13 protein-coding genes and 1 tRNA gene are annotated in these 15,595 nt (G+C 60.5%); 5 read left to right on the forward strand and 9 right to left on the reverse strand.

Annotated features, from left to right (window positions below; genetic code table 11):
* Positions 1-51 precede the first annotated feature (51 nt).
* Positions 52-294: a hypothetical protein gene (locus M6689_RS04970; protein WP_298268557.1), complete on the reverse strand. Its 243-nt coding sequence runs from the start codon at positions 292-294 to the stop codon at positions 52-54.
* On the opposite strand from M6689_RS04970, the gene M6689_RS04975 reads away from it, so the two are divergent.
* Entirely contained in the window at positions 286-3,699 is a 3,414-nt protein-coding gene (locus M6689_RS04975) for a DEAD/DEAH box helicase family protein (RefSeq protein WP_298268559.1), read from the forward strand. The genes M6689_RS04970 and M6689_RS04975 overlap by 9 nt on opposite strands.
* Before the next feature lie 84 nt (positions 3,700-3,783).
* Here the strand turns inward: M6689_RS04975 and M6689_RS04980 are convergent, their stop codons facing one another.
* From M6689_RS04980 to M6689_RS05005, 6 genes are all read right to left on the reverse strand, one after another.
* Positions 3,784-4,440, reverse strand: coding sequence for a hypothetical protein (locus M6689_RS04980; protein ID WP_298268561.1), 657 nt, complete (start codon positions 4,438-4,440; stop codon positions 3,784-3,786).
* Between the two features lie 42 nt (positions 4,441-4,482).
* A complete protein-coding gene (locus tag M6689_RS04985; protein ID WP_298268564.1) occupies positions 4,483-4,968 on the reverse strand; it encodes a hypothetical protein in 486 nt (161 codons plus the stop codon).
* A complete protein-coding gene (locus M6689_RS04990; protein WP_298268566.1) occupies positions 4,961-5,449 on the reverse strand; it encodes a hypothetical protein in 489 nt (162 codons plus the stop codon). The genes M6689_RS04985 and M6689_RS04990 overlap by 8 nt, the downstream gene beginning before the upstream one ends.
* A gap of 3 nt (positions 5,450-5,452) precedes the next feature.
* Complete coding sequence (locus M6689_RS04995; protein ID WP_298268569.1) at positions 5,453-6,418, reverse strand: hypothetical protein; 966 nt, start codon at positions 6,416-6,418, stop codon at positions 5,453-5,455.
* Between the two features lie 530 nt (positions 6,419-6,948).
* A complete protein-coding gene (locus tag M6689_RS05000) occupies positions 6,949-7,917 on the reverse strand; it encodes a helix-turn-helix domain-containing protein (RefSeq protein WP_298268571.1) in 969 nt (322 codons plus the stop codon).
* 409 nt (positions 7,918-8,326) lie between these two features.
* Positions 8,327-9,508, reverse strand: a complete 1,182-nt coding sequence (locus M6689_RS05005) for a site-specific integrase (RefSeq protein WP_298268573.1) — start codon at positions 9,506-9,508, stop codon at positions 8,327-8,329.
* A 143-nt stretch (positions 9,509-9,651) separates the two neighbouring features.
* Between M6689_RS05005 and M6689_RS05010 the strand changes: the two genes are divergently transcribed.
* The 3 genes from M6689_RS05010 to M6689_RS05020 all read left to right on the forward strand — a co-directional run bounded on the left by M6689_RS05010 (position 9,652) and on the right by M6689_RS05020 (position 11,600).
* Positions 9,652-9,716 (forward strand) — tRNA-Phe (locus M6689_RS05010).
* A 243-nt stretch (positions 9,717-9,959) separates the two neighbouring features.
* Positions 9,960-10,571 carry a DUF6088 family protein gene (locus M6689_RS05015; protein WP_298268576.1) on the forward strand — a complete coding sequence of 204 codons (612 nt, stop codon included), beginning with the start codon at positions 9,960-9,962 and terminating at the stop codon, positions 10,569-10,571.
* A gap of 12 nt (positions 10,572-10,583) precedes the next feature.
* Positions 10,584-11,600, forward strand: coding sequence for a nucleotidyl transferase AbiEii/AbiGii toxin family protein (locus tag M6689_RS05020; RefSeq protein ID WP_298268580.1), 1,017 nt, complete (start codon positions 10,584-10,586; stop codon positions 11,598-11,600).
* Here M6689_RS05020 and M6689_RS05025 read toward each other — a convergent pair.
* Both M6689_RS05025 and M6689_RS05030 read right to left on the reverse strand, forming a co-directional pair.
* Complete coding sequence (locus M6689_RS05025; RefSeq protein WP_298268583.1) at positions 11,528-13,015, reverse strand: leucyl aminopeptidase; 1,488 nt, start codon at positions 13,013-13,015, stop codon at positions 11,528-11,530. The two genes, M6689_RS05020 and M6689_RS05025, sit on opposite strands and share 73 nt — an antisense overlap.
* A 79-nt stretch (positions 13,016-13,094) precedes the next feature.
* Positions 13,095-14,486, reverse strand: a complete 1,392-nt coding sequence (locus tag M6689_RS05030; protein WP_298268585.1) for a DegQ family serine endoprotease — start codon at positions 14,484-14,486, stop codon at positions 13,095-13,097.
* 193 nt (positions 14,487-14,679) lie between these two features.
* Between M6689_RS05030 and gspC the strand changes: the two genes are divergently transcribed.
* Positions 14,680-15,540: a type II secretion system protein GspC gene (gspC, locus tag M6689_RS05035; RefSeq protein WP_298268587.1), complete on the forward strand. Its 861-nt coding sequence runs from the start codon at positions 14,680-14,682 to the stop codon at positions 15,538-15,540.
* Positions 15,541-15,595 lie beyond the last annotated feature (55 nt).

Here is a 15,595-nt window from a genome sequence, read left to right on the forward strand (position 1 = left end):
GCGTAATAATTCCAATGACCCCAATGAGGTCAAACGCAATAAGTCATGATATTACAATAAATTATGCGGCGGAATAGATTGCAACCAGGTTGCAATAAGTTGCAATCCTGAGTTTATGGCAGTTGCAAAGGACAGGGTGTCTTTTTGAGGTCTATAACCCAAAACAACGAATAGCGCAGAAAAGGTTTTATCCTTTTTAGCCATAAATCCTTTTATTTCAGTAAGTTCTATAGCCCAAGAAACGAATCTTTGTCCTTTAGAATGTCCTTTAGAAGGGGTTAAAAGATGACCCACTTCACCTTCCTCCAAACGGAATGGCCCGCCATTTTCGAGGCGTCGGCGAAAGCCGAGGCAGCGGTGCATCCCGATCCGCGCACCGCATGTTTCTACGCCCGCCGGGCGCTGGAACTGGTGGTGGCATGGCTTTACAAGCACGACTCTTCTCTGCGGCTCCCCTACCAGGACAATCTGAGCGCGCTGATCCACGAACCGACCTTCAAGGCGTTGGTGGGTGAGGCGATCTTCAACAAGGCAAGGGTGATAACCAGGCTCGGCAACCAGGCGGTCCACAGCCCGAAGCCGATCCAGCAGCTCGACGCCCTGACCTCCGCGCGGGAGCTGTTCCACGTGGGCTATTGGCTGGCCCGCACCTACGGCCGGGAAGCGCGACCGGAACCGGGGCTGGCCTTCAATCCGGAAGCGCTGCCAAAGGCTGCGCCCCTCCCCAGGCAGACCATCGATCAACTGCAACGGCTGGAAACCGAACTGCAGGAGCGGGACGAGAAGCTTTCTGTGCTTCTGGCCGACAGGTCGGCGCTCGACGAGGAACTGAAACGTCTGCGGGCCGAGGTGGCGGAAGCGAAGAAGGCCGCGGCGGCCCAGCCCGACACCCACGACTATTCCGAGGCCGAGACCCGTGATTACTTCATCGACCTGCTGCTGAAGGAAGCCGGCTGGCCGCTTGATCAGGAACGGGACCGGGAGTTTCCGGTCACCGGCATGCCGAACAAGGAAGGGAAGGGCTTTGTCGACTACGTCCTGTGGGGCTATGACGGCAACCCGCTCGCCCTGGTGGAGGCAAAGCGCACCCGCCGCGATCCGCGGGTGGGGCAGCAGCAGGCGAAGCTGTACGCCGATTGCCTGGAAAGGGAGTTCGGTCAACGGCCGGTGATCTTCTACTCCAACGGCTACGAGAATTGGCTCTGGGATGACACCGGCTATCCCCCCCGGCAGGTGCAGGGATTCTACAAGAAAGACGAGCTGGAACTCCTCATCCAGCGGCGCGCAAGCCGGAAATCCCTGGCCCAGGCCGGGATCGACGGCACCATCGTGGAGCGCTACTACCAGACCCGCGCCATCCGCCGCATTGCCGAGGCGTTCGAGCGGGACAACGATCGCAAGTCGCTTCTGGTCATGGCCACGGGTGCGGGAAAGACCCGCACGGTTATTGCCCTCTGCGACCTCCTCATGCGCTGCAACTGGGTCAAGCGCATATTGTTCCTTGCCGACCGGGTGGCGCTGGTCAATCAGGCGGTCGGCGCATTCAAGAGCCATCTCCCCGATGCCGCGCCTGTGAACCTGGTCACCGAGAAGGATGCCGAGGGGCGGGTGTTCGTTTCGACCTATCCGACCATGATGGGGTTGATTGACGAGACCCGCAATGGTCAGCGGCGCTTCGGTGTGGGGCATTTCGACCTGATCGTCATCGATGAGGCCCACCGCTCGGTCTTCCAGAAATACCGGGCCATCTTCGACTACTTTGATTCCCTGCTGGTGGGGCTGACTGCCACCCCGAAGGACGAGGTGGACCGCAACACCTACACCCTGTTCGACCTTGAGAACCGCGTGCCGACCGACGCCTATTCCCTGGATGAGGCAGTGAGTGACCGGTTTCTCGTGCCCGCCAGGGCGGTATCGGTGCCGCTCAAGTTCCAGCGCGAGGGGATCCGGTACGACGACCTCTCGGAAGACGAGAAGGACCAGTGGGACGCCCTGGAATGGGACGAAGAGGGGAACACCCCCGAGCGGGTGGAGGCGGAGGCGGTCAACAAGTGGCTCTTCAACAAGGATACCGTGGACAAGGTGCTGGAGCACCTGATGACCCGCGGCCTGAAGGTCGCTGGGGGCGACCGGCTGGGGAAGACGATCATCTTCGCCAAGAACCAGGCCCACGCCGAGTTCATCGCCGACCGGTTCAACGTCAACTATCCGCGCCACAAGGGGGAGTTTGCCCGCACCATCACCTTCAAGACCGAATACGCCCAGAGCCTCATCGACAACTTCTCCGCCAGGGAGAAGGCGCCCCACATCGCCATCTCGGTGGACATGCTCGACACCGGCATCGACGTGCCGGAGGTGGTGAACCTGGTCTTCTTCAAGCTGGTCCGCTCCAAGACCAAGTTCTGGCAGATGCTGGGACGCGGCACGCGGCTCTGCCCGGACCTGTTCGCACCGGGCGAAGACAAGCGGTTCTTCTACGTCTTCGACTACTGTCAGAACTTGGAGTTTTTCAGCGAGAACCCGGAAACCACCGAAGGTGCGCTGGGGGCGTCACTGGGGAAACGGCTGTTCACAGCGCGGCTGGAGCTGATCGGCGAGCTGGACAAGAAACTGATCACCGGCGGCCAGGCCGGAATGGTCAAGGAGCCGCCGTCTTTGTATGGGGTCGTATTGAGCGATGGCGAGATGCGCCGCGATCTTGCGCATCTTCTGCACGGCGAAGTTGCGGCGATGAATCCGGACAACTTCGTGGTCCGCGCCAAACGACGGCTGGTGGAAAAGTACGCGGCCCCCGAGGCATGGACGACCTTGACCGGCGCGGCCTTCGCCGAACTTTCCCATGAAGTCGCCGGGTTGCCGTCGGAGCTGGAGCCGGAGGCGGAGGAGGCGAAGCGGTTTGACCTGCTGGTGCTGAACCTGCAACTGGCCCTGCTTCGGTCCGAGCCTGCCTTTGAGCGGTTGGCGGAACAGGTGAAGACCATTGCCGGACTGCTGGAAGAGATGGCGAACATCCCGATGGTGCGGGAGCAGATGCCGCTTATTCAGGATGTCCAGACAGACGAGTGGTGGCAGGGTGTTACGGTACCGATGCTGGAGGTGCTCCGCAAGCGGCTACGGGCGCTGGTGAAGCTGATCGAGAAAAAGAACCGCAAGCCGCTGTTTACCGATTTCGAAGACGAGTTGGGGGAAGAAACTGGGATCGAACTCCCAGGGTTCACCGCTGCGGGGGATTTCGAGAAGTTCCGCGCCAAGGCGCGCGTTTTCCTCCGCGAGCATCAGGACCATATCACCATCCACAAGTTGCGGATGAACAAGGTCCTGACCGCGACCGACCTTGTGGAGTTGGAGCGAATGCTCGTACAGAGCGGCATCGGCGACAGTTCGGATATCGTCCGCGCCAAGGAGGAAGCCCACGGGCTCGGCCTGTTCGTGCGGGCGCTGGTGGGGCTCGACCGGGAGGCGGCCAAAGAGGCGCTGGCCGGGTTCCTGGTCGGCAAGACCCTGTCCGCGAACCAGATCGAGTTCGTGAACCTGATCGTGAACCACCTCACCGAGCACGGCGTGATGGATGCCGGGCTCCTCTACGAATCCCCCTTCACCGACATTTCCCCGCAAGGCCCTGACGGGCTTTTTACTTCTCCGGAGATAGACGAGCTAGTGGCGCTTCTCGACGATGTGTACGCCCATGCAGTGGCGTGAGTATCTTGGTGCACTTTTTGGGTACTTATTTGGCGCCTTCCGTCCTGGTTGCCTTTTGGGTTGATAAAACGGCGCCATCAATGGTCATATCCGTACGTACGACGGTTTGGACAGGCAACTGAGCCTCGTCCCCTTGTTCAGAAAGCCACGTATTCGCGCCCTCAGAACTTTCAGCTCATCAGAGGTGATCTCAACCTCATTGGGAACATGCCAGTCCGGAATCATCTGCAGCTCCAGGATAACATGGCCGGCCCGGGCCAAGGCTTTTCTCTTAACATGCTTTGTCTTGTGAGTATCGGTCACCTCGACCCCTATGATGCCGAAGGTTTCGCAGAAGAGATCAGAGTCAAGGGTCAGAACCAGCTGACAATCCACGGCGTATTTGATTCCGGTCTGCTGGTCCTGAACACGCCACTCATCAGAGGCTGATTTGATGCGGAGCAGGAAATCTTTCCCGAACACCCTGATCCGCCAAGTCTGCAGCTTGCACACATAATCCTGTACCAGTTCATGGGCAATGCCCTTGGAACCACTGCCATGGCCGCCTCCGCAACCTCCCAGAAAGGCAAAGCTGGACGATTTTTCCCCTCGGTCCACCGGCACCATGGGCCTCAGCTTGATGATGTCGTAGAAGTGCCTCCCTTCCCATTCCTCCGGAAAATTGCGTCTCAACCGGAGAGCCTCGTGGACGGTGATGATCGGACTGTCAAAATCAGCTGCTTTGTGGGCAAGTAGTTTCATGCTCGTTTCCTTTCGTACAGTTGGGTAGATTGGACAAGATTCTCAAAATGGACTTGCCGTGACAGCATCGCTCTCGATCACAGCCGGCGACAAGAGGCTGATCGCCTTGGCGATGGCGATGTCCAGCATGATCACCTCCTGGCCGTCGAGGTAGCACTCGTTGACCGTGGCACCTCTCTGCTGGAAACATATCTGGAGGAAATGTTTCTTGTTCTTCTGCCGGGCGATGAAGAAAAGCTTTTGCTGGCCCTCTTTTTTGGTTTCATGGCAAAGGAACTTTGCCAGTTCGATCTTGCTCCCTTCCTTGCTGGTCCGCTTCCAGTAGCACTGCATGAAGTAGTTCAACATGGACTTCACAAAGGCGAGCTCGGTCAGATCACCATCAATGGTGAAACCCCAGAAACGGGCTACTACCTTGCCGTTCCTGTCGGCCCGCGACCGGTAATGACCGCCTGAGTCCCGGTAGTCGTGCTGTTTCATCTCGACCGTGGCCTCAATTTTGATCCCATTGAAATCGAACTTAATCATTCCCTTCCATCTCCTTCCATATCTTGACCAGGTAAGACGCAGAGGTCTTGACCTTGCGGGCCCGGGTCAGATAATCGGCTATGGGTCGAAACCCCATGCCTTCAGCCTTCAACTCTTTCACCTCGCCCCAGTGGGCCAGGATCTTCTTCCGAAGCACCGGTGTCCGGCCGCGCTGGATCAATGTGGCCGCTCTCGCCTTGCGCAGGTGGGAGAAATCGTCGTACTGCTCCTTTTCCGCCACCCGGTAGCCTTTCCCTTTCAAGGTGTCCCAGCCGGCCTTGCGGGCCGCCACGATAAAGGCGCAGTACTTGCCGATCCTGCCGGGGAGGTCGGGGCGTTCCTCCTTGATCTGGTAGGCCTTCTTCACCCCATCCTGGAAGATCTCGATGACCTTCTCCTCTGGCAGCGACGCCACCCAGGAGAGGACCTGTTTTCGCTCCCGGTCGGTCAGGCCGGTTATCTGGTTGAGCAGGTCATTCATAAATCACCCTCTCGTGTAGGTCAGGGTCTCCCGCAGCCGGAAATGTGAGGTTTCCAGGGAGGTCTGCTGCAGGGCCTGCTCGTGGCTCAGGCCGTGGCTGATGCATTCCAGGTAGCGTTCCTGGGCGAAGTTGTGTTTGAGGCCGTGACTGCCGCGGCCCGGCGCATACTGCCCGGTTTCCTGCGCGGCCCGGTTGATCGCATCCACGCAGTCGAAGTAGTCGCTTTCCAGTTTGCCATTGCTCTGGATGTACCTTTCCAGCCGCCGGTAGGTCTCGACGGAAACGTAATGCTCCGTTTCCTTCCCTCCCTTTTCCACCGAAGCGACAATGCCCACGGCTCCACCGGTAACCGGATCACTGCCGATGCCGTGCAATCCTTCGCCGGTCAGGGGATTCTTCACCCGGCGGTTGCTCGGCGCCCCCACCCCCTCTGCCCGCAATCCCCCTTCGTATTGCAGTGACGCCTGCAATTGAAAAGTTCCGTCGTGGATTGCCTCGATAAGACGCACCGGGTCGGGATAGGCCCGGGTGTCGAATACCCGGCTCGATTTTCGTAGCAGCTTCCGGCTCCGGGCGTAGAACTCACGACGAAGCGCTTCCGTTTCCAAGGGGTGAACCTCTAAGCCATGCTGCTCAATGTAGTGGTTGACGGCATACTCGAATTTCCCAAGGGCCGAAAGCAGGGTTTCCATGGTCTGCCGTGACCGTTTCCTTTCGACATAGTAAGAAAGCCTCTCTTCGAGATACTCCGCCATCGCGTTTCGCACCGACAGGGTGTCAAGAAGGGTGATAACGCCCATAGTGAGCAGAAATGCCACGAAGCGGTGGGCTTCGTACTTGTAGACCTTCCATGATCCGAAGGATCGAAGCCCCAGGGAGGAGTCCGTTTTCGCCGCCCGAAACGAGCGGATAGCGTGGAATATCGCCTCCACTTGGGAATGGAGTGATCGCGGCCAGCGATGCTTCATGGTTCTTGGTACCTCTGGCCGTTGCCGGCCCGCGTGGTGAGATGACATGCTCTTTTTTCGGCATCGCCATGCCGGCGGTTGCAGCTCCGCCTTCCTGCTCTCTTTCGAGTCTCCTCTATCTGGACTGGGAGATCTTCGGACCTTGTCCGATATCTGCCGACTGTCCGTTGTCTGCTGTGAACCGAGACTCGATTGTGATTCACGCCAGACAGGTCCTCGATTGTGCTGCTCCGGGAAACGCCTCGCCACTGCGTCCTGGACTCAGGGGCCGATACCTGGTCCGCCACATAATGGTATCCGGTGCAACGTGCGATCACGCGAGGGGGAGGTGCCGCTTACCTCGATCATGAAAGGGCTCTGCTTAGGTTGGCCAATCCCGTGGGTGGTGTCCGGCCAGGCCAATGGGCGCGACGGCTCTGAGTACACCTGGCAATGATGCTACATAACTCTATGATCAAAACAGCTTCCAACTGTTTTGTTTGTTTCCTGTAAGTCCGCAACACGTTGACAGCATTGCTGTTTGTTCTCAATCACGGAAGGAAGGGGATCTCGTTTGTGCCCATTCGTGAACACCGTTCCCATGCCATGGATTTCGCTATCGCAGTGATCGCCACCTCCGGCCATTTAATGCCGGGGCTCATCGAGGCGAGGGCCGCGGTGCGAAAGTTTTCCCGGTCGGCATCGGACAGGGAAGCCCAAAAGGACTCTTTCGCCTCCACATCTTTCTCCATCGCGGCCTTCTCCGCTTCTTCCGCCTTCTTCCTTGCACTTCGCAATTCTTCAGCCTTCGCCGCCTTGGCCTTCCGTTCTTCAGGAGTCTGATACCAGGAAGGCACGATAAGGGAGTCGCACAGGGAGTGTAGGTAACCAGCCGGGTTACGGATCTCCTTGGGCTCCCTTCGCCACGTCTCGGTGGCAACATCGCCAACCAGCGTCATCCGCTCAATGCCGTGCCGCCTTAGCAGGACCTGCAGCTCCGGGTCCGAGATTTCAGACAAGGGCGTTCCGGACAACAACAAGCGGACAAGTTCTGTTGTTGTTTCTTCCTCTCTTGTCTGAATCTCTTTGGGTGTCACAGCCGGCACTACCTGGTGTCGCGGATGACACTGGGGAGTGGTGTCATTGGTGACACTACCCTTGGCGCCGTTCTTGCCACCGGAGGGTGGCGAGCCGTCCTCGGAGAAAATCGTGTGCCAGAGGAAGACGTAGGAGTTGGAGCAATGACTTCCGTCATCCCGCCGCCGGGCAACTGCCCGAATCAAGCCGAAATCCTCCAGTTCTCTTATCGCCCGGATTGCCTGCCGGCGTTCGATGCCGACCTCCTGGCCGAGGGTGCTGTAGCTCGGGAATGCCTCCCCGTCCGCTCCGGCATACTGGCAAAGCCGGCCGAAGAGCAGTTTTGCCGTTGCCGACAGCTCCCGGCACTTCAGGATCGCATTCGGGATAAAACTCCCGTTGAACATGCGCCAGGGATTATAGATTTCGCCGTTTGCGGGCATCTATCTCTCTTCACGCCTCTGTCGTACCCAGACTGACTGGCTCCGCGGCGCGGATTTCTTCTGATCAATGATGCGGGGATTACCACGCGCGTGTACCCCTCTATATATAAATTCTGCAGGGGGGAAGTATCCGGGCGATTTTTCTCCCCCCTTACTATGAATATCTTGCAGGGGGGAAGCGGTTTTACGGCTTTTCAAAAAAATTTTTCACAGACGCAACAGGACTTACATCTCCCATATGAATAATCACGAGGGGGGGAAGGTTCATGGACGTATACCCCTCATATACACAATCTATGAGGGGGGCAGGTCGCGGGTGGGGCTAGGCTCGTTGAAATTTAGCCGTGATTATGAGGGGAGGGCAGGCAACGCCTGCCCCCGCAGGATTGGGAGAGTGTCAGAGGGGGGATTATACGGACTTTACTTTGATGGTGCTGCGCAGGTGATGCGCCCAGAGTATCAGCCAGCGGCGCTTTTCCCGGTCGTAACGGTGCCGGTTGTAGACGCTGATGATGCCCTTTTTCTTGTGATTCAGTACCTCGTCAATCACCTCGTCCGGGCATCCGAGCCGGGCAAGGCCGGTCGCCATGGTACGGCGAAGATCGTGCGGGGTCCAGCGGGGGAGCCCGAAGTAGTCGTTATCGGTGAGGTTATGCGAAAGAGTGGAAGGCCTCATGCTGCCGTCAGCACCTATCCCCCTGCCGCGCCCCCGCGCCGGGAAAACGTGGTCGTAATCATCTGCCGGCAACGCCAACAGCGACTTTGACAGGCCGGTGAGATAGACGCGGTTCTCCCGGTCATTCTTCTTGGCGCGCTCCGGCGGTATCGTCCACCACCGCCCGTAGATCTCATCCCGGTGGATTCCGGTCACCTCGCCGGGCCGCTGGCCGGTGGTCAGTATCAGCAGAGTTGCCCGTCCGATTTCGCCATCGTTCAGCGCGGCCCATACCTTCCTGACCTCATCGTCGCTCAATATCCGTTTCCGGGCTTTCGGCGCCGTCACCGGTACGGCCCGGCCGGCGCCGGCAAACGGATTCAGCTCCACCAGTTCCCGGGCCAGGGCAAACGAATACATTGACCGAGCGGTCTTGATGACGTTTCTGGCCTGTCCGGGCGCTCTCCGCGCTACTGTCTCGACCAGGGCGATGGCGTCCTTCCTCCGGATCTCCGCCGCCGGCAGATCTCCGATCACGGGCACAACATCCTTGTCCAGGGTCCGCTCCTGCTGCACAACAGACCTTTCCACCAAATGGCTCTTGATATGTTTCACATAGAGCGCCTTCAGCCCGGATACGGTGAGCACCTCCGGCTTTGCCGGTTCGGGCTGGGGTTCCGGTGGCGGGGTCTGGGGATCGATGCCGTTTGCGAGCAGTTTCGCCGCAGCGAGGTATTTTTCATGGGCATCGGCAAGGGAGACATGGGGATAGTTCCCCAGATTCAGTTGCCTCCGTGTACCATTGATCGTGTAAATGTACAGGAAGGTCTTGACCCCGGACGGCAGGACCCGCAAAGCAAAACCCCTTTGCTCCCGTACGTAGTATTGCTTCTCTTTTGGCTTGAGACTCTTCAGGTAACGGTCAGTGAAAGTCATTGTGCAACCTCCATGCAACCTCTAACTGCTTGGCAAAGGCATATACATTTTTTCACACTCCGAAACAAAAATAAACCATATTACCTTACAAGTCAACATGTTATAAAATGAGGTTGCTACAGAGAGAAACATTAGGATACGTCATGAAATGAATTTTATAGGACTGAAAATCCTCGTGTCGGCGGTTCGATTCCGTCTGTGGGCACCATGAAAAAACTTAAGAAGTACAGATAGATAGCAAAAGGCTCCCGATGCCGACCGGGGGCCTTTTGCTTTTGGAGTAACCTTTCGAGTAACCAGAGTAACCGGTTTAAAAGGTTACTCTCGACTTTTTCTATGATTCAGAATGAAAGGTCGCTTTCGCCTCCCTTCAGCATCGCGCCTTCCAGGGGGAGTTGTAAAAAACCTTGTTTTTGACACAAAAAATATATATTATTTGTGGCAAAACTGTATGGGAAAACATGCACAATCCATAGACTCCTTGATTCTGGAGCGCATTTACAGCCACGGGCCGGGGTGGGTCTTCACACCGAGCCATTTTACCGACCTGGGAAGCCGAACCGCTGTGGCGTCTGCACTGAAGCGCCACAAACAGGCCGGCGCGATCCGCCAGATCGCCCGCGGCCTGTATGAAATTCCGCGTCAGGATCAGTTCATCGGCCAGCTCTCCCCTTCGGTTGACGCCATTGTCGAGGCATTGCAGGGGCGCGATGCAATACGCCTGCAACCGTCCGGCGGCTATGCGGCCAACCTGCTGGGGCTGTCGGAGCAGGTGCCGATGAAGATCGTCTTTCTTACCGATGGACCGGCACGACGGGTTCAACTCGGCAAGCAGCTCATCCTGCTCAAGCACACAACCCCTCGGGCCATGGCCACTGCCGGCCGGGTAAGCGGCCTGGTCATTCAGGCCCTGCGCCACATCGGCCAGCGCCATGTTGACGACACGCTGGTGGCCCGGCTGCGAAAGCGCCTTTCCGACGACGACAAGCAGCAGTTGCTTCAAGATATCCGCTATGCCCCGGCTTGGATCGCCGCCATCATGCGCCAGGTCGCCGAACCGTAAAAGGACTGAGAGATGAACACATTCCTGCACCTCCCGGCAGAACGTCGGCGCCTCCTGTGCGAAGAGGCTCAATCGCGGCTCGGCCTGGCGCCTTCCAGCATCGAGAAAGATTTCTGGGTCTGCTGGACGCTACGGGAGCTTTTCAGCCTGCCGGTGTGGGGCGAACAGCTGACCTTTAAAGGCGGTACCTCCTTGTCCAAGGGATGGAAGCTGATCTCCCGCTTCTCCGAAGACATCGATGTGGTCATTGACCGTGGCTTCCTCGGTTTCGGCGGTGAGGACCTTGGGAGCAAACGGCAGAAAAGACTCCTCAAGGAATGCAGCCGGCGTATCCAGGAAGAGCTGCGGCCGGCACTGGAAGAGCTTCTCCGTAAAGCCCTGCCCGCTGATCTGGCTTGGGACTTAATACCGGCGGACGAAACGGAAGACCCCGACTTGCAAACCCTCCTCTTCCATTATCCTGCCGTCTTTGCCGACAGCCTCGCCTATGTGCGGCCGGTGGTCAAAATCGAGCTCGGCGCCCGTTCTGACACAGAGCCGGTCGAGACCCCCGCCATTCAGCCTTACCTGGCAGAGGCATTCCCCGACCTGCTAAAGGAAAGCACCTTCCCCATCCGCACCGTGGCGGCCCGCCGAACATTCTGGGAAAAGGCGATGCTCTTGCACGAGGAGACATTCCGGCCGGCTGACAAAAAGCGAAAGGCCAGGCTCTCCCGCCACTACTATGACCTCTGGTGTCTGATCCGGAAAGGGATCGCGACGCAGGCCATGGCCGATCCCGACCTGTTCGAGCAGGTGGCCCGGCATCGCCAGATGTTCTTTAAGCAAAGATTATTCCTATTAAACATCCACAAGTTACAACAACGGTTAGAACTCGTCCCTGCCATAAAAAATAAGGGGGTTGCGCCACTGCGTAACCCCCTTTTCGTTTTTCGCTGGCGCAGAACGACGTCGGCTTACCCAGCGCTTTTCCGCAGATACTCCACCAGGAGCCGAACCCCCACCCCCGTGGCCCCCTTGGGGAGGTAGGGGCGCCCTTTCTCCTCCCATGCCGTGCCGGCGATGTCGATGTGGACCCACTTCGCCTTCCCCGCGAACTGCTTGAGGAACCACGCCGCCGAGATGGTGCCGGCGTGGGGACCGCCCGCGTTCTTCAGGTCGGCCACGTCGCTCTTCATCAGCTCGCCGTACTCGTCCCAGAGGGGGAGTTCCCAGAGCCGCTCGCCGCTCGCCTCCCCGGCCGTCTTCAATCCCTTGATCAGGGCGGGGTCGTTCCCCATGGCCCCGGTGGCGATGGCGCCGAGGGCCACGAGGCAGGCGCCGGTGAGGGTCGCCAAGTCGATGAGGGCGGCCGGTTTGTAACGCTGGGCATAGTGGAGGGCGTCGCAGAGGAGCATCCGCCCCTCGGCGTCGGTGTTGACGATCTCCACGGTCTTTCCCGCCATGGTCCGGACGATGTCCCCCGGCTTGTAGGCCCCGCCGCCGGGGAGGTTTTCGGCGGCCGGGATGAGCCCCACGAGGTTCACCGGGAGCCGGAGTCCCGCGGCGGCCATGAAGGTCCCCATCACCGCGGCGGCTCCGGCCATGTCGTCCTTCATCCGCTCCATCCCCTCCCGGGGCTTGAGGGAGATCCCCCCCGAATCGAAGGTGACCCCCTTGCCGACGAGGACCGTGGGGCGCTTTCCCGCCGCGCCCGCCAGGTATTCGAGGATGATGAAGCGGGGGGGCTGGTGGGACCCCTTCGCCACGGAGAGGATCCCTTCCATCGAAAGCCGCTCCATCTCCTCGCGATCGAGGACCCGGCAGGTGATCCCGAGGCGGCCGGCCATCTCCAGGGCCTTTTCGGCGAGAAAGGAGGGGGTCGCCACGTTGCCGGGGTGGGAGACGAGGTCCCGGGCGAAACAGACCGCCTCGCAGAGGGTGGCCGCCTCCCCCGCCTCCCGTTCGGCGTCCGCCGTGGCGGCGCCGGCGGGAAGGAGGACCGTTACCCCCTCCACCGGCCGCTCGTCGGGGGGAACGGTCTTGTAGTTACTGAAGGAGTAACCGCCGAGGATGAACCCCTCGACGCTCGCCCCGATGGCACCGTCAACGTCCCCCGCGCGGTGCAGCACCGAGGAGAGGCGGGTCACACCGGCGACGCCGGCCCCCTTGGCCGCACTTCCCGCCGCCTGGCGGAGCCGTTCGGCGGTGAGTTCCCCCCGCTTGCCGACCCCCACCAGGATGAGCCGTTCCGCCGGAAGGCGGCCGAAGGTGTGGAGCACCTTCACCCGGTTGAGCCTGCCGGTGAACTCGCCGCTTGCCCGAAGTGCGGCGATGCCGCCGCCAAGAAGCCGGTCCAGGGGGGCCAGCAGCCCGTCCGCCGGAAAATCGTCCTCGACGCAGCCGACCACGAGCGCCGGACAGGGGTGGGTCGTGTGCTCCTCGGCGGCAACAGAAATGTTCATCGTCTCTCCTCCTTCTGTTTCGGTTGATGATAAAAAAAAGGGTGCCGCCCCGCAACGGCACCCCCGAGCAGATCCCCGGTCACTCCACCCTGAGGGCGAGGAAGTAGTTGCCGTCGCCCCGCCGGAGGAGGAACCGGATCACGTCCCCCTTCTTGTACGAGCGGATTGCCTTGTCGTAGTCGGCGACGGTGGCGACGGGGCGGCCGCCGATCTCGCGGATGACGTCCCCCGGCTGGACGCCGGCCCCTTCGGCAGCGCTCCCCGACTCGACCGCGGTGACGACGACCCCGCCGGACTCCTTGAGGCCCATCTTCGCGGCAAGCTCCGGGTTAAGCTCCCGCACCGTCATGCCGAGCTTCTCCTCGGCCACCTTCGTGCCCCCCTCCTCGCCCTCGGCAAGCCGCCCGACGGTCACCTCCACCTCACGGGGTTTGCCGTCACGCAGGATCTTCACCTTCACCGTCCTGCCGACGGGGGTGGCCGCAACGATGCGCGGCAGCTCGTTCACCTCGCGGATCTTCTTCCCGTCGAACTCCAGCACCACGTCGCCGCTTTCGAGCCCCGCCTTGGCCGCCGGGCCATCCTTCACCACGTCGGCAATGAGGGCACCCTTCTCGTTTTCGAGGCCGAAGGAGCGGGCGAGGTCAGGGGTGATCGGCTGGATGGTGACGCCGAGCCATCCCCGGACCACCTTCCCCTTCTCCTCCAGCTGCGGGATCACCTCTTTGGCCATGTTGATCGGGATGGCGAAGCCGATCCCCTGCCCCCCCGCCACGATGGCGGTGTTGATGCCGATCACCCTGCCGTCGGTGTCGAAGAGGGGGCCGCCGGAATTTCCGGGGTTGATGGAGGCGTCGGTCTGGATGAAATCGTCGTAGGGGCCGCTGCCGATGACGCGGCCGGTGGCGCTCACGATGCCGGCGGTGACGGTCTGGGCGAGGCCGAAAGGGTTGCCGATGGCCATGACCCACTCGCCAACCTTGATCTCGTCGCTGTTACCGAGCTGGGCCACCGGCAGGTGGTCCTTCACCTCGATCTTCACCAGGGCGAGGTCGAGCTTCTCGTCGGCCCCCTTCACCTCCCCCTTGAACTCGCGGCCGTCGGAGAGACGGACCTTGATCTCGTCGGCGCCGGCAACGACGTGGTTGTTGGTCAGGATATACCCCTCGGCGCTGATGATGACGCCGGAACCGAGGCTGCGCGCCCGCTGGGGCCGGCGGGGGGCTTCCTCGAAGAAGCGCTCGAAGAAGTCCTGGAACGGGTCGGCCGGCTGGCCGGGGTAGCGGCGAAACCGCTGCTGGGGCTGGAGACTCTTGGCGGTGCTGATGTTGACTACCGTGGGTTTCAGCGTTTCCGCCAGGGTGACGAAGTCGGGGGCAAGCACCTTCGCCGGCGACTCCCCCGCCGCCAGAAGCGACAGGGAGAGGGCAACGGCAAGCACCTTCAGAAACTGCAGTGAACAGAGTTTCATAGGGACCTCCGGGAGATGAAATTGTCTGATAAATGTAATGAGCACCCGTCGGTTTGTCAACGCCTCCCATTCTGCGGTAAAATGAGCAAAAACTCAGGCACGGCACGGACTTCTCCCGTATTTTCTCTTGCCTGCCGACCGTTTTCGTGTATGTTAACTGGGGCACGATTTGCAACGCCAACGAATTGACCTTATGAAAAAGATTCACCTTTTCACCGCACTCCTTCTCGTTGTCAACTGCCTGGCGGTTGCCCACATCGCCGCCGGCGTTGTATCTTACCGTCTTTCCCACGCATTTCCGGAAACCGCAACGGCACCGAAGGCCACGGCCCCTTCCGCCGCATCCGAGGAGCTCTCCGCCTTCTCCCCGATCCTGGAGCGGGGACTCTTCGGCAGAGGGACCCAGGGGAAGCTGACCCCCATCAGCGCGGCCACTCCCGCCAAGGGGCCCCAGGCCCCGGCCCAGGGGGACCTCACCCTCGTCGGGACCGCCCGGGGGTCGTTCCGGGAGACCTTCGCCCTGATCCGGCGCGCAACCCCGCCCGAGGAGCGGGTCTTCCGCCTCGGCGACCAGGTCTTCGGCCTCGGCCCCCTCGTCTCGGTGCAGAAGGAGAGCGCCGAGATCCTCGTCGGCGGACGGCGGGTCAAACTCCTGACCCCCACGTCCCCCGCCGGAGAGCAGCCCCCGCCGCCGGGCCAGCCCCAGGCCGGCGCAGGCGCCGTCCAGACCGGCGCCGGGAGCTATGTCGTCGACCAGAAGGTCCTCAACGCCGCCCTCGACAACCTGGGCCAGGCGATGACCGACGCCCGGATGCTCCCGAGCGTCAAGGACGGCAAAGTGGAAGGATTCAGGGTTTCGGAGGTGAAACCGACGGGGATCTTCGCCACCATCGGCATCCGCAACGGCGACGTGCTTCAGCGGATCAACGATCTGCCGGTCGACTCCCCGGAACGGGCGATCCAGGCCCTCGCCTCCCTCAAGGGGCAAAACCGGATCAAGCTCGACCTGATCCGGGACGGCCAGCCGACGACGTTCACCTACGACATACGATAACGCAGACAACGGGCGACAGGTGCGGAAACCCGGTCCCGCCGCTCCCCGCACCGGC

It is taken from the genome of Geobacter sp. (genome assembly GCF_027327745.1).
In the GTDB taxonomy this organism is placed as follows: domain Bacteria; phylum Desulfobacterota; class Desulfuromonadia; order Geobacterales; family Geobacteraceae; genus Geobacter.

Coding starts and splice junctions, on each gene's coding strand:
- M6689_RS05005 (WP_298268573.1), bottom strand. CDS start 9,508: ATGACTTTCACTGACCGTTACCTGAAGAGTCTCAAGCCAAAAGAGAAG.
- M6689_RS05000 (WP_298268571.1), bottom strand. CDS start 7,917: ATGCCCGCAAACGGCGAAATCTATAATCCCTGGCGCATGTTCAACGGG.
- M6689_RS05030 (WP_298268585.1), bottom strand. CDS start 14,486: ATGAAACTCTGTTCACTGCAGTTTCTGAAGGTGCTTGCCGTTGCCCTC.
- M6689_RS04985 (WP_298268564.1), bottom strand. CDS start 4,968: ATGATTAAGTTCGATTTCAATGGGATCAAAATTGAGGCCACGGTCGAG.
- M6689_RS05020 (WP_298268580.1), top strand. CDS start 10,584: ATGAACACATTCCTGCACCTCCCGGCAGAACGTCGGCGCCTCCTGTGC.
- M6689_RS04980 (WP_298268561.1), bottom strand. CDS start 4,440: ATGAAACTACTTGCCCACAAAGCAGCTGATTTTGACAGTCCGATCATC.
- M6689_RS04995 (WP_298268569.1), bottom strand. CDS start 6,418: ATGAAGCATCGCTGGCCGCGATCACTCCATTCCCAAGTGGAGGCGATA.
- M6689_RS05025 (WP_298268583.1), bottom strand. CDS start 13,015: ATGAACATTTCTGTTGCCGCCGAGGAGCACACGACCCACCCCTGTCCG.
- M6689_RS05015 (WP_298268576.1), top strand. CDS start 9,960: ATGGGAAAACATGCACAATCCATAGACTCCTTGATTCTGGAGCGCATT.
- gspC (WP_298268587.1), top strand. CDS start 14,680: ATGAAAAAGATTCACCTTTTCACCGCACTCCTTCTCGTTGTCAACTGC.
- M6689_RS04990 (WP_298268566.1), bottom strand. CDS start 5,449: ATGAATGACCTGCTCAACCAGATAACCGGCCTGACCGACCGGGAGCGA.
- M6689_RS04975 (WP_298268559.1), top strand. CDS start 286: ATGACCCACTTCACCTTCCTCCAAACGGAATGGCCCGCCATTTTCGAG.